General features: G+C 44.0%; 12 protein-coding genes. All 12 read right to left on the minus strand.

The genetic code is table 11. The features are described from left to right. Positions 1-189 precede the first annotated feature (189 nt). Positions 190-963 carry a hypothetical protein gene (locus tag V7S65_RS24775; protein WP_336388157.1) on the minus strand — a complete coding sequence of 258 codons (774 nt, stop codon included), beginning with the start codon at positions 961-963 and terminating at the stop codon, positions 190-192. 79 nt (positions 964-1,042) lie between these two features. After that, on the minus strand, positions 1,043-2,041 hold the full coding sequence (locus V7S65_RS24780; protein WP_336388158.1) for a S41 family peptidase: 999 nt from the start codon (positions 2,039-2,041) through the stop codon (positions 1,043-1,045). After that, the gene (locus V7S65_RS24785; RefSeq protein WP_336388159.1) at positions 2,038-2,772 is read right to left on the minus strand and encodes a hypothetical protein; all 735 of its coding nucleotides are present in this window, start codon (positions 2,770-2,772) and stop codon (positions 2,038-2,040) included. The genes V7S65_RS24780 and V7S65_RS24785 overlap by 4 nt, the downstream gene beginning before the upstream one ends. Positions 2,773-2,833: 61 nt before the next feature. Further along, positions 2,834-4,234, minus strand: a complete 1,401-nt coding sequence (locus tag V7S65_RS24790; RefSeq protein ID WP_336388160.1) for a hypothetical protein — start codon at positions 4,232-4,234, stop codon at positions 2,834-2,836. 91 nt (positions 4,235-4,325) lie between these two features. Next, positions 4,326-5,762: a hypothetical protein gene (locus V7S65_RS24795; RefSeq protein WP_336388161.1), complete on the minus strand. Its 1,437-nt coding sequence runs from the start codon at positions 5,760-5,762 to the stop codon at positions 4,326-4,328. Positions 5,763-5,950: 188 nt separating this feature from the next. Next, entirely contained in the window at positions 5,951-9,244 is a 3,294-nt protein-coding gene (locus tag V7S65_RS24800; protein ID WP_336388162.1) for a TonB-dependent receptor, read from the minus strand. A gap of 28 nt (positions 9,245-9,272) precedes the next feature. Then, positions 9,273-10,265, minus strand: coding sequence for a FecR family protein (locus V7S65_RS24805; protein WP_336388163.1), 993 nt, complete (start codon positions 10,263-10,265; stop codon positions 9,273-9,275). Positions 10,266-10,354: 89 nt separating this feature from the next. Next, complete coding sequence (locus V7S65_RS24810; protein WP_336388164.1) at positions 10,355-10,909, minus strand: RNA polymerase sigma factor; 555 nt, start codon at positions 10,907-10,909, stop codon at positions 10,355-10,357. Positions 10,910-11,077: 168 nt separating this feature from the next. Further along, positions 11,078-11,596, minus strand: coding sequence for a hypothetical protein (locus V7S65_RS24815; protein ID WP_336388165.1), 519 nt, complete (start codon positions 11,594-11,596; stop codon positions 11,078-11,080). 475 nt (positions 11,597-12,071) lie between these two features. Further along, positions 12,072-12,449 (minus strand): hypothetical protein, encoded by a 378-nt coding sequence (locus V7S65_RS24820; protein ID WP_336388166.1) that lies wholly within the window; start codon positions 12,447-12,449, stop codon positions 12,072-12,074. Positions 12,450-12,693: 244 nt separating this feature from the next. Next, the gene (locus V7S65_RS24825) at positions 12,694-13,191 is read right to left on the minus strand and encodes a DinB family protein (protein ID WP_079473651.1); all 498 of its coding nucleotides are present in this window, start codon (positions 13,189-13,191) and stop codon (positions 12,694-12,696) included. 21 nt (positions 13,192-13,212) lie between these two features. Then, positions 13,213-14,184 carry a peptidoglycan DD-metalloendopeptidase family protein gene (locus V7S65_RS24830; protein WP_336388167.1) on the minus strand — a complete coding sequence of 324 codons (972 nt, stop codon included), beginning with the start codon at positions 14,182-14,184 and terminating at the stop codon, positions 13,213-13,215. Positions 14,185-14,301: the final 117 nt, after the last annotated feature.

Here is a 14,301-nt window from a genome sequence, read left to right on the forward strand (position 1 = left end):
TGCGTTATGCTGTTGCTGTTTTTTGCAGATAACCAAAGGCCGGCTGCCTTATTTAATCACCCCTGTTATCATAGGCAACTGAAAAGCGGAAAAGGGTGAAGGAGGAAGAAAATTTTTTTTATGGAGATGCAATCCCGGCTGCCCTGGTCAGCATGCACCAGGCGGAGCCGCCTGGTGAAGAAGTTTAACTTAACGGGTGCGTCCGCGTCTTGCAGCAAGCAGGCGAACATACCCCATCATGCCGGCAGATAACACCAGGCAGAAAAACGTACACACTACTACTGCCCATACCGGCATATCCGGCCGGAGTCCCATGAAATACTGCACTACTGCGTATCCCATGCCTCCTAACATAAACAGCATGGCTAAAGGTAAAATGAAATACAGCAGTATGATCATCCCGAAATTGAAGTAGGTGGCCATTTGCCAGCCCATTGCATATATGATACCAGCTATCGAAAAATACCCTATCACCAGTAACATTACCGCCGCCCCACTCATTAACAGGTACTTAGTGCCGGAAAATTCCCCGGCCGCCGACATACCCGGTTTGTAGCCCACGGTAACGGTCTCCCCGATCTCCGGCCTGCCGGAGGAGGATATATCTGTTTCCATTTCCACCGGCGTGCCGTCTTCCGTTGTGAACGCAACGGTGGAGCGATACATGATGGTGTTTCTATTTTTGCTGTCTTTCGATACGTAAGAGGAAACGCTGACTACCTTCGCTTTGTACCGCGGCAGCGTAAAAGCATTCACCACAAAGCCACCCAATGCCCCTGCAAGCATGGATGAGAAACTAAGCAGGCAAAACACTATCAGTGAAATATAGCCGATGCCTATGCAACCGGGCTTCCTGCCAGGGTTACTCCGTTTTAATATTTTAACTGCTACCAGTACAGATAATACTACAAATGCAATGGCTGTCCAGCCGTAGCCTGTTATACGCAATAAGATGATCAACATAGATTCCAGGTTCCCGTAAACACCCATTTTTGGGGTATGTAATAATTTTTCAGCTTGTAATATAAGGATTTAAGACAAGCTATTGCAGGTGTTCCAATGCAAATTTGAAAATAGCATCTCTCCCGTTACTCTCATCATCCAGGCTATTGGATATAAAATAATCCGGGGCAACCCCGTCTTCTATGTTCACCCCGGCAACAGAAACAGCCATAGAAGCAGAGTATTTCAGCACCCAGCCATTGGGCAGCTCATAATCAAACGGAGTGCCGCCTCCACCACCTGTCTGATCTCCTGTTACCACTACGTTTGGCAGCTCCGACATATACAGCACAAAGTCATTACAGGAACTGAAACATCGTTTGTTTGTTAGTACCACGATAGGTTTGCCCGCCAAAATATTATTTTTGGGAGAAAGATATTTCGCCTCCGGCGGATAGAAATCATCATGCCCGGGCCCACGCTTATAGATATCATACTTCAGTAACATCTTTTCTGCGATAAGCTTTTCAACGATCCTGTCGACCTTCAAAGAGCCGCCACCACTGTTATCCCTTACATCAATGATCAGCCCCTGAACATTCACCAGCTTCTCAAACACCCTGTCGATATCCGGCAATGTTAATTCTTCACCAAAAGAAGGAATGTGTAAATAGCCCAACTTATCAATAAAAGTATATGCCATTATGCCCTGATAGCTCACATCCGGCAGGTATTTTTCTTTCAACAGGCCGAAACTAAAATTATGAGGATATGAATTGTAGTAACCATTGTAGGTATACTTTTGCTCACCGTTAATAAGGGCCACATGGCCATCCGTCAACTGATCAAGCATATCGCTGCAGATATCAAACAGTTCCTGGGTACTGGTTTTGTCAGATACCATTGGCCGGTATTTCCGGTATACTTCTCTCCAATCTATTTTCTTATAACTGAACAGCGCATACTTTATATCCATCGTACTCCAAAGGCTTTCAAAAACGGCAACGGGGCTTTGCTGCGCTGCTTTTATGACCGCCTTCTCACAGGAAACGATGAAAATCACCGTAATCATTAATATACTAACAACAACGTTTCTCATAGTAAAAAAAAGTAGTTGACGGTTAAACTATGGATAGCTGATTGTACCTCATTGGTTTCTTTGATCCGGTAGTATTCCCATTGATAGTGCAAAGACATCCCGCTGTTTTCGCGCAGCTTTACCTTTACCCCGGTATTCCATTGAAACCTGTTCAGTTCATTCCAGCCCGCCCCTTTCATGCTTTCAGTAGCCGTTTGGAAAGAGGACGAATGTAAACCACCCTGCTGGCCTGACATAGAAAGCGCAGCTGCAACAGGATAAAAAACGCCGGTGTTTACTTCCCAGTTCTTCTCCGTTTGTTGGCCTCGCCACGTAAACGCATACTTAAATTTAAATGCGGGACCAATAGCACTGATAAACTCATAATAATCGGGGTTGTTCACATACTGTAAATGTTCCCTCAGGTTAAGATAATTATCCAGTGCAACGCCCAATTCACAACGCATCCTGTCTGTTTTCTTTACCGCAAACAGCACGCTGTAATCCAACCCGAAAACTTTTGATCGCATAGCGCCGGTGCCATGCTTTCCATGTAACGTCCCAAACGCCCCACGGGCGCCCACTTCATGTGTTACAACAGCGCCGGTACTCATAAAACTGGCGGTAATACCAGGATAGGTTCCCTCGTAAACAAGGGCGGACATTCCCGCGTCTTTTACCGTGTGCCTGGACAAAAACACGCCCATGGCTACCATTTGCTGCGCCGCGCTGCGATGATAGCATACTATCATAAAAAGGAAAAAGCAAAACCTGCTTTTACGATTCAATATGTTTAAATATCTTTTAATTGGCTTAGTATTTAATACTTACAGGATAAAAATTTGTCCAGCTCTGCATCCAGTTTTCTGTTCCGAAAGCCCCTACATATGTTACCTTCTTAAAAAATCCCTGGAAGGGCTCCCCGCTGAAATCCGCGCCAGACAAAGCAGGCGCACCAGTTGCCGGCAATAGTCCAGGAAGCGAAAAATTGAAAGGGCTGGTAAGGTTTATTTCTTCCGGCTTAGCATACATCTTGTTGTGATGATTTACTGCATAGTCAGTAACACCAGCTGCATCTATGGAATAAACGGCGCCGGGATCTACTGTAAAAGCATCTGTTGAAATATTACTGTGTACCAGGTTAGTGGAAAATTCTGTGGTGCCGTCAATCAAACGTTGTGCAGCAATGTCGTCGCTGAGTTTAATCCCGCCTTTTGGCATGCCCATCAGAATAGAATTTCTCAGCACAAAAGCACCGCCATAACTTACATTTAAAGCTGCGTTCCAGGGTAAAGCGCTATTATAGCCAGGGTTGTTATAAGGGCCAACAGCGGTAACATTTGACAACACGGGACGTGTGTCCGGCGCTACCGGGTATCCTTTAATATCATTCAGTACCAGTAACGCATCGCAGGTACTTATAAAAGCGCCCGGGGCAGCAAAGTAAGGGTGTTTGTAACTAACGATAAACTGCTGCATACCGGTATAGCCATTTGAATAAACCAGTCCGGCCACCCTGTTATTAAAGGCCACCAGGTTCTTTGCATTCACCGTTCCGCCAAAGAAGCCAAACCCTGAAGTTTGCGTATAGCTTGCCTGTACATTTTCAATAGTGGTACCGGCCCCAACGCCAATACAGGCCAGTCCGTAGGATTCAGCTGATCCTACTCCGGCAAATTCGATGCGGACATATTTGAGCACACCGGAATTATCCCTGGGGTCAGTTCCGCCACCGGCAGGTAAAAGCGCTCCCAAACCGGTCAGGGTCATTTCTGTTGCTGCGCCGCCGGTATTTTCATCATAGGCGCTAACAGGGGCCTTACCAAAAATATATAGTCCTCCCCAGTCGCCATGCTGCTGGAACCCTGCGGGTGTGCCTGATGTAAATACAATAGGCTTTTCTGCAGTGCCTTCGGCCATAATTTTGGCGCCTCTTTCTATCGCAATGTAACCGGATCTGCCGGTGCCATCTGCTGTACTCTTGCTCTTGATAACTGTGCCCGGCTCAATAGTGAGCACGGCATTGTCCGTTACGTTTACGGATACGCCAAAGGTATAAACGGTATCGCTTTTAAGTGTGCGGTTCGCACTTATTTTCTCTGGTAAGGCCACTACCGGTTTGGTGTTTTCTAACTTCTTATCATCCTTTTTACATGACAACAAACAAATGGATAGAAAGGCGTTGAGCATCGGCAGGCAATAGTTTCTGTTCATCTGGCTTATATTATTTTGACTATAGTATATTACAAAGGTGAGATCGGCAATATATGCCAATCTCACCATCATTAAATGTTATGAAAACTGCTTAGAACCTTGTCCATCCGGTAGTACCTGATCTTACAATCGCCCAGTTTGCACCACCTGCAACAGGGAATGCACCACGGTAAGCAACTGAACTGAATCCGGTAGAGAATTTGCCACCAGTGAAATCAGCACCTGTAGCAGGAGCAGCACCAGAAGTAATAAAGAACTGAGTGGAGTTAACGCTGCTCAGGTTAAACGGATTAACCAGGCCGGCGCCGCTTGCAGCAGCCAGTTCAACATTCGCATTGGTAGCGTTGGTCAGGAAAGTCTTCAAAGTTGCATCTGTGTAGGAAGTAGTTCCTGAAGCAACAGCAAATGCTTTTCCTGCAGTGTTTGAATGAACGAAGTTCTTTCTGAATTCTGATGCACCATTGGTCAGGGAATCAGCAGTAACATTTCCATCAACCAGCAAACCTGCAGCAGGGAAGCCCAGGAAAATGGAGTTACGTACTGACAGACCAGTGTTTCTGCGGAAATGTGCTCCAGCCTGGAATGAGCCGTCAACACCACTTGCAGAAGTTACAGGAAGATCAGGATTAGAATCAGCCACACCGTTATTACCCAGTACTGTTAAGTTGGAGATGATCGGATGCGTACGTGGTACGTTAGTAGCTACACCGGTATTGTCGTTATCACATTCGATACCGTTTGACTTAGACTGGTCATTAATTTCCGGATCGCGTAAAGCAACCAGGAATTGTAATTTACCCTGGTAACCGAAATCAAAGTCAAAATCATCATCAATAGCACGATAAGAGATCAGGTGAGTAGGGTTTACTCTACCACCAAAGAACTCAAATGAATCATCGCCGCTGTAGCTTACCTGTACGTGGTTTACCACGGTACCGGAACCAACGCCGCCAAATGTCAGACCGTTTACTTCGTTGTTATTTCCGAGTGCACCCTGGAAAACACCACCAGCGTACTCAATACGGGTATAAGTGATGCTACCGCTGTTATCAGCAGGAAGTGTACCACCGTACTGAGAGTCTGTAGTATTAGGAATACCTTCTATGAAAGTAGTAACCGGTTTGTTGGTGGGCGCCTGGCCAAGAATAATGATACCACCCCAATCGCCATGCGCAGGTGTAGCTTTAATAGAGGTAAAGATAACCGGGTTATTCAATGTACCGTTGGAATTTAATTTACCGCCTTTAGCTACTAACAGTACGCCTTTCTGACCTGCCACATCAAAACCTTTGATGGTAGTTCCTGCAGGAATATTCAGTATAGCGCCGCTTTTTACAGTTACCAGACCTTTTAAGATATAAGTTTTCGTTGCGACTAAGTTAACAGTACCAACAACATTTCCTTTAATGGTGTCAACACTTGGGTTAGGTCCGGGTACAATGTCACGTTCAATGTTCCCTTCCTTTTTGCACGCTGCAAAAGTTGCTGTCAGGGCTGCGATAGTTAACAGTTTACTGATCGTTTTCATTTTTGTTAAAATTTTTTAATGATAAAGATGGGTTTCATAAAATGGACAGCGTCTTCGCTACGGGTTAAGACAAGACATGCCCATCGGCAACTGTACTATGTAATTGCCGTTGTCAGCAGTACAAAAATCAATTACGGTTTTACCAGGTTGTGCGCGCACCCATCAAAAAACCATTCTCTTTCTTCGTCCTACTTTTTAAAATTGTAAGAAATTGTGAATGTGTAATTACTGAATGATTTCCTTGAAAAAGTTGTTCCGTCAAAAGTGTTTCCTGAATATTTGCCGTTTAAATCGAAATCCTGGTATTGTATGTACCTGTCGTTAAGCAAGTTTGCTGCGTTCAACCTAAGTTCCAGTCGTTGTTTCAATAGCTTTTGCGAAAGTTGTAAATCCAGCTGGTTACGAGGGTTTTCATATATATCAGGATAGGCCCCGATTTCAGACCTGTCTTCAGCGGTGGTTCCAACAACAACAATGCGCCGGCCGGTACGATTAATTGCTGCTGAAAAGCTGAAAGTATTTTTAAATGCGTTCACAAGAAGACCTGCATTGATCAGGTAGGGCGATTGCCCCATTAATGGCCTCTCCCGCAATTTCTGTGTAACCTCTAATCCCGATCCCGCTGTTTCACCCATTATTTTGGAATGTATCCGGGAATAGTTGCCAAAAATGATAATATTGCGGAGCCATTCAGGGCCTGTTCCGAAATACAGGCTTTTACGCAACTCAAACTCCAGTCCCCATACCAATGCCTCATCCACATTCCTATAAGTGCGTACAAACCTGGTGGTGGAGGTTGTTGCTTGTGTGGTTAGCTCAACGGGATCATGCAAATTCTTTTTAAAGATAGACGCCGAAATAATTTCAGCGGCCGAAGGAAACCACTCTACCCTGAAGTCGAGGTTCTGGATGGTTCCCCTGTTAAGTTCCGGGTTCCCGATGGTCATATATCCACTTACAAAATCAAAGTAGTTGTAGGGGCTTATTTCCCTGAACTCTGGCCTGGTCAATGTTTTTGAATAGGCAGCCCGTATGTTCATGGATGTAACCGGGCTGTAAATAATCGTTGCCGAGGGCAATACATCTGTATTATAACGGATATAATCTATCGGCGCCTGATCATCTCCTGTTCCGCCGCTTCCGGGCAACTTACGGTTTAACTCCTTGCTGGTGCTCAGGCTCATGGCATAAAATTCCACCCTTGCCCCATAAATCAGTTTAAGATTATCCAGTAGCTGGCTCTCCACATTCACAAAGGCCGATGCCAGGTTAGCCCCGCCGGTGTACTGGTTTGCAGGCAGCTCATAATTCACCGCCACCAAACCGCCGGGCCTGAAGTTTTCAGGGCTGAGTATTTTATCAATTGGCTGTCCGAAATTAACCGGGGAGTCGCTTGGAAACCCCTGTGAGTCATTGCCGGTGGTTAAGCCTCGCGCTGCATCAAAATACCCGATATTATAAGTGACATACTCTCTTTTCCGGAATTGTGTAAAGGCGCCTGCTTTGATAATCTGCGGCTGTCCTGCCACCTTAAATGGGGTGGAAATGGCAAAATTAATATTGTAAGCATCTTCCTTTAAATCAGAATACAGTTTACTGGAATTTTCAACTGAACCGAATTCGGGTACGAAGTAATTCTGATCTTTATATCTCACGGTATCCGCCCTGTACATATTCACATAACCTAAACGCACCTGGTTAGGCTCATACTTCCTGATTTTGTTGTAAGAAACATTCCAGGTAAAAGTAACAGGCGCTTCTACCCCCAAACGATGCTCCCCCTGGAGCTGTGCGCCCAGTAAGGTTTTCTGGGTAGGGTGCATATCCACCACCCTGCTGTTTACAATATCACCAATCCCCTCGCCCATCGTCTTTTCCCCATTCTTGATGGTGGTTACCGTTTCAAAGTCCTGGTTGAACATGCTCTTAATACCTATTTTGTTCTTTCCAAACTGGTAGGTGATGTTCAGCAAAGCTCCTGTATTCACCAGGTAACGATAGGCTTGTTCATTAAAATAAGACCGCATAAACTGTAGCGTATCTCCGGGGCCGGCAGTGCCCTGGTATTTCTTATACCGTGCAAGATCGTACCGTTCAACCTGATCAATGGTTTGGTCCTTACGGTAGTTTGCCAGCGCCACGATGCCGAACTTCGTATCGTTTTTGAAATTAATGGTCTTGCCATAGCCAATCTGTACCTGCTGTATGGGTTCTGCCTTTCCGCTGCTTACCGGCTCCCAGCCTTTGCTGAGTGCATTGCTGATCCTGAATCTTTCTTCCGGATAAAGCTGCCCCAACTCACTGGCTTTCATTTTAAATTCATCCGGAACTGCACGTTTGCCATCATCAAAGCCTATCCAATCATGCTTTCCATCACGGTCCTTAAAAAATGCTTTCCCTGTTTGCCCGTCATAGAACCCGGTGCCGAGCGACAGTGTAAGAAAATCCTTGTCCGGAAAGTCTTTCGTGTTCACCTGTACCACGCCGCCGGCAAACTCTCCCGGCAGATCTGCCGTGGCTGTTTTTGTTACCACAATGCTTTCCACAGCCAGTGCTGGAATCAGGTCCAGGCTAAAAGTACGCCTGTCCGGTTCCGTACTGGGAAGCAGGCCTCCGTTTAACAGTGTATAATTATAACGATCTGCCAATCCTCTTACCACGGCGTATTTCCCATCAAGAACACTTACCCCGGTCACGCGCTTAATGGCGTCTCCTGCGTTCCTGTCGGGCGTCCGGCGGATCAGCTCCGCAGAGATCCCATCCGTGATAGCCGTGCTTCTTTTCTGCAGGGCATACAACGCGGATTGCGATTCCCGGCGATATGAACTGGTGATCACCACATCTTTCAAACGTTGCGACGCCTGTTGCAAGAGAATATCTAACGAAGTAGTTTCATTTTCCTTCACCAAAACATCTGTGATCACTTTTGTCTGGTACCCCATGTACCTGAACTCCAGCTTATATTGACCAGGTTGAAGTTTCAGCACATAATTCCCCTGAATATCCGTACTGCCGTATGAGGAACCCCCGGAAGCTATAATGGTTACTCCGGGAATTGCTTCACCCGTTTTTCCATCCCTCACCTTACCGGTTACACGGCCCGGGTCTGCCCGCTGATTGCGTTTATTGTTATCTAAGTTGATAAGAATATTATGATTAACAACCTGGTAAGAAAAATCTGTTTTCTCCAGCATCCTGTTCAATATGATATCCAGCGGCGTATCCTTGAATGACATGTCGGGAATACGGGTTTCTTTGAAAAGGTCTTTATTATAAGCAAAATATAAACCTGTTAATGCTTTCAGTTTCTCAATGCCAGTCACTAGTTTTTGGTTCTCAAAATGAACCGTTAGTTTGGTGTCGGAAAGTTTCTGTGCCCTCACATCTGCCGCGCCGACGAGGAAGCCGGCATTAAGGATGTAAAGGAGGCACAGTACCGAAATACGTAAAAATCGCTCTAAAGATGCTACAGTTATTCTCATTCGTTTTAACAGGATTACACCGGGTTTATTAATACATTACGATTGTCTTGTCAATAATCGAAAACTTAGTTTGATTAATGGAGCTCAGGAGTTTCATCACATCTTCAATGCGGTCTGTTTTTTTGATGGTAGCCGAAAAATGAAGATGGCTCAAATCCCGTTTACCAGTTTTCAACACGTAGTTATAGTTATTAAAAAGAATAGCCTTGAGGCTTTCAAAGTCAACATAGTCGAGCATAATAGCGCCCGACCGCCATGAACTCACCGCACTGCCGTCCCTGGTGGTTTTTATCGATTTATTCAACAGCAGCTTATATTGGATCTCTTCATTGGGTGTTAAAAATCCGATCACTTCTTTCCCGTGGTTTACGCCCACTTTACCCGTGGCCACAGATATCTTCACACATTTAGAGAAATTATAAGCGTCGATATTAAAGGAGGTTCCCAGCACCTGTGTGCTCAAACCCTTGCTGTGTACAATAAACGGCCGGTTTGTTTCATGTGCTACATCAAAGAAAGCCTCGCCTTCCAGCAGCGTCACTTCTCTTGTTTTATCTGAAAACTGCTTTGGATAACTAAACTTAGTGGCCGCATTCAACCATATTTTTGTACCATCCGACAGCTCCACCAATTTCATTTTGCCTTCCGCCACTTCAATGGTATTCATTGCAGCCGTGTCTGTAACAGCAGATAATTGTTGCTTACTACCAGACCTGTTAACGAAAAAGGTAAGTCCGGCTGAAATCAAAACAAAACTTACTGCAGCCGCTATTTTTATCTTGTTGCCAATCTTTCTTATCCGTGTTTTTTGCGGCTGCGATTTTAACTGATCATGAATGCCTTTTAAAATAGCACGATGCGCATCTTCTTCTTCCTTCTTTGTAGAAAATGCTGGTGGAGTATGCTGGTTGGTGTCATAGGATGAATACCATGCCTCTACCTGCGCGCTTTCGGCTGGCGACAGTGTACCATCCAAATACTGACCGAGCAGCTCTCTGATTTTTTTTTCGTTTAGATCCACAAGTTTTCCTTTATGCTATATACTTCTCCCTAAACGGGACGAAGTACCATAAGGCATGAGGGAGATAACAATTCCTTAATGTTAGGGAACTAGAGAATATTAGCGTTTTCGAGTGATTCCCTCAATCTCTTTAGAGCCATAGAGATCTGATTCTTAACAGTTTGGGAAGATATGGAGAGTTGTCTGGCAATCTCATCATTGGGGAGATAATGTTTTCTGCTCAGCAGAAAAACCTGTTTCATTTTCACCGGTAAATTATCGATCTCATTATTTAAGAACGCTTCAAGTTCTTTGGCGTGGAGGGGGTCGTAGTTGCCGCTTTCCTTTATAAAATCAATTTCGCTGATATCTGTTAACGATATATGCGAATTGCTTTTGTTCTTATAAATGGCGTCTATCACCTTATACTTTAGTGATTTAAACAGGTATGGCCGGAGTGATAAGTTTTCGTCGATGTTCTCTGCGTTGTTCCAGATGGAGATAAAAATATCCTGGATAATGTCCTGCACATCATCTTTGGAAAGTAATCTTTTATAAGCGGCATCATAAAGCTCTTTACAATAACGAGAATATAACTCATTAAATGCAAGGATATTTTGGTTTTTGAGTAGCGAGATTAGGGTCTTTTCCGAAAACGTTCTCACATTTTTCTATGTTTAGAGGATGTATGCAAACATAATGCGGAGGGGTTATGTTGAAATGAAAGTAATATTAAAATAATGTTAACAATGCTCATATTCCGGGCACAGCATGAGCTTTTATGCGTCCATGAATACTAATAAAACGGGCCTTTTCACCGGGGTTACAGACAGTTACAAATCATTGACCTGGTTAAATTTTTTGAGTGCCTCATCAAGGGCAACCCTTTTTTCGTTTGTTACACCAGACATCTTTAGCTTCTCCTTTGTTAACAACAATACGTTGTCCTGCGCTTTCGCCACCGTATCAGCATTTGTATGGAACATAGCTTCCTGTGCTGCAATTTCCTGCCGGTCAAATAGCTGCAAATCCCTGACGGAGGTATAATAGTTTACGGCGGCTGTTTTCAGCGCCGCTCCTTCGCTGATCCCATCTGCAGGTAACATGGATATTTCCTTAATGATGCTGTCGAATGCCTGCTCTTGTTTATCTACAGCGCGAAGGGCTCCTTTGAAATCTCTCTTTATCAGGCAGGTTAACTTCTCTTCCTCCAGGCCTTCTTTACCCACCAAAATATGGAACGCACTGCTGTCCTTTTGAACAATTGCTTCTCTAAACGCTGTTGCCTTCTTTGATTTACAAGAGAGGAGGCCTACCATCAAAAAGATAACAATAAAAATATTCCGCTTCATTTTTGATTTCTTTTAACTTTGATTAAACCGGTTGCCTCTCATAAATATAAAAAAGTTATCTAACACCGGAAAACTCCAACCAACAAGCTACCACCGGATGTACAATTACGAAATTATTCACCTGTGAGCATACGGGAAAACAAATATGCCGCTTTTGCCGCTTTCTGCCGGATTATGCCGGAAAACGTCTGTTTCGGGGCAATGGATTTCCCGGTTCCAGGGGACCATAGTGTATAGGGAGTGTATGGGGAGTGTATCATGAGTGTATTACGAGTGTATGGGAAGTGTATGGGGACTGTATGGGGAATGTATAGGGACTGTATGGGGAATGTATAGGGAGTACAACACATACACGAGTCCTAAGTATCCGAGAAGTATCGGAGAAGTATGCGGGAAGTAACCTACAGGTAGTCTCAAAAAAAAGAACGCCATATAGGCGTTCCCGGATTTATTGACGTCAACAGCAATGAAAAAACTATTTTGCCTGGTAAGTATAATTTTTATTGTACGACTGACCGGAAGCAGTTGCAACATTCGCCACATTTGTTTCCACGTTACCATCTATTTCGGTCTTATAACTTATAACTACAGGAGTGGGAACCTGGGTATTATTCACAACGCTCACATTTAAATGCCCAAAATTAAACGTCTTAATGGTTTCAAATACGTATGTTTTTGTACCTCCCACAAAATTATCTATATCGAACAATATATGGTCTTCATTTCCCTGCGTAACGCCGTTTATTTTCCAAACAGGGGAGCCATACTGGCTGGCGTCGTGATTCCCTGCTTCTACGCTAACGTCAACCTGATCCCGATTATCAGCGCCTGCTACCGTAACAGTAACTTTCATCGTCATTTTTTTATTTTCAGGTGCGGGATCGTCTTTACCGCCACATCCTGTAAAAACTAAACCTGCCACCAATAGCAGGCCCCAACTAAAAAAAATGTATGATTTCCTTTTCATCTCTATTTGCGTGTATTGGGTTAATTAATAGAGCAAATTTATACCGGCCGGATGCCGGGGACAATACCTGGAAACAAGTATTTTTTCCTACTGATAACGGGGTGTATTTTAAGAGACACCTGCTCTAAAACTATAAATCCATCTTTGTCCTGGATACCCAATCCGGCGCATCTTTCACGCCCTGCCGCAACAATAAATTCAGTTGCGCAGCGTGATGCTGTACATGACGCATATTATAAATTAGTATTTCAAGTATACTGTAATCTTTATACTCACTCACAAAACGCTTCGTCAGAAGCTCTTCAGCGGTCAGCCTTGTCAGCAGATCCCGTAACTTCTCACGCCCAAACCGGAGATACGTCAGCAACTCCGTTTTATCGTATACGCGTTCCGGCATGCCGGTGCCAAATTCAGATAACGTAAATGGCGCCGGTGGCAAAAAATCCTTTTCCATTGGCGTTTCATCAGACAAATAGTAATCCAGGAAAAATAAGGTGTGATACCCGGTATACCAAAAATGAGCGTCTGTATCCCATAGCTCATCCGGGCAAAACGCTAAGGCATTTTCAAGCATATCTATTGCAGCCCCGAACTGTTGCCATAATACTGTTTTCAAAGATGAATCCATAAAAGCTCTCTTTAAAGATTATTATCTGACTTCTCTTACCTTATCCCCTTTAATGGGCGAATAATCTGTTTTTAAACCGCCATTTACTTCCAGTTTCTCAAAATAGCATTTTACACCGGTAGCCTGATTCAGGTTCTCCACATTCTGCAGGTGAAAATGTAAATGGGGCTCAGAGGAATTGCCTGAATTACCGCACAGTCCTATCAGTTGTCCCTGCTTAATTTGATCGCCCTGTTTTACCTTGATTGAATTTTGCTTAAAATGTGCAAAGAAAACATATTCTTTGTTTTGGGTTTTCAGAAGAACCGCATTTCCCGGAACATACATAGGATTTAACTCTCCTGGTACATTGTCCTTAACCCCATCTACTGCCCAAACTACTTCCCCGTCGCAAGGCGCTATTATTGGTTGCCCAAATGCGTAATAGTCTTCATTTGTTTTTCCGCTGGTACGGAAACTTCGTCCTTCCGGGTTGTTAATTACAATATCAAACGCATTCTTCTGGAATTTAACTACTACATGATAATTTAATTCTTTTGTATCACCTCCCCAAAACACGGTCCATTCCCCTTTAAAAGGCAGACGCATGGCGGTGATATTCCGTTGCATCACCGGTAAAGTATCCGGTTCATATGGTTTCGCGTACAACCCGGTGATAGCGCTGTCCTTATTTGCTGATATGCTAAGCGATAACACACCTTTTTCAAATGTTGTTTTATATACCGCAAAGGCAGACTTGTATTCCAGGAATGCCCGCTTCGTAATATTTCCATAATTGCTTTTCAATTTAGTAAGAAATGCGACTGTTTTATCCAGTGGCAAAGCGATTTGGGCTTGTGGAGAAAAGATTGCGTAAATACTATCAAACTGGCCGTCATTGTAGTATTTTTCAAATTTTGCTGATGTATAGCTATTCTCAGCGCTTTCTGTCTGAGAAAAGGCAGTAGTAAAGGTTAAGAACAATAGAATTGTTAGAATGGATTTCAGGTTCATTTTTCAGCGTTTAGACTTATTGGTTGCTGAAAGTATTCAAAATATTACACATTGAACAATAAAAAGAGGGCTGCCGCGGATACCGCAGCAGTCTTCTTTTTATTATTTACTATGTCG

Origin of the sequence: Chitinophaga sp. CCNWYY40 (assembly GCF_037483205.1) — a bacterium.
Taxonomy (GTDB): domain Bacteria; phylum Bacteroidota; class Bacteroidia; order Chitinophagales; family Chitinophagaceae; genus Chitinophaga; species Chitinophaga ginsengisegetis.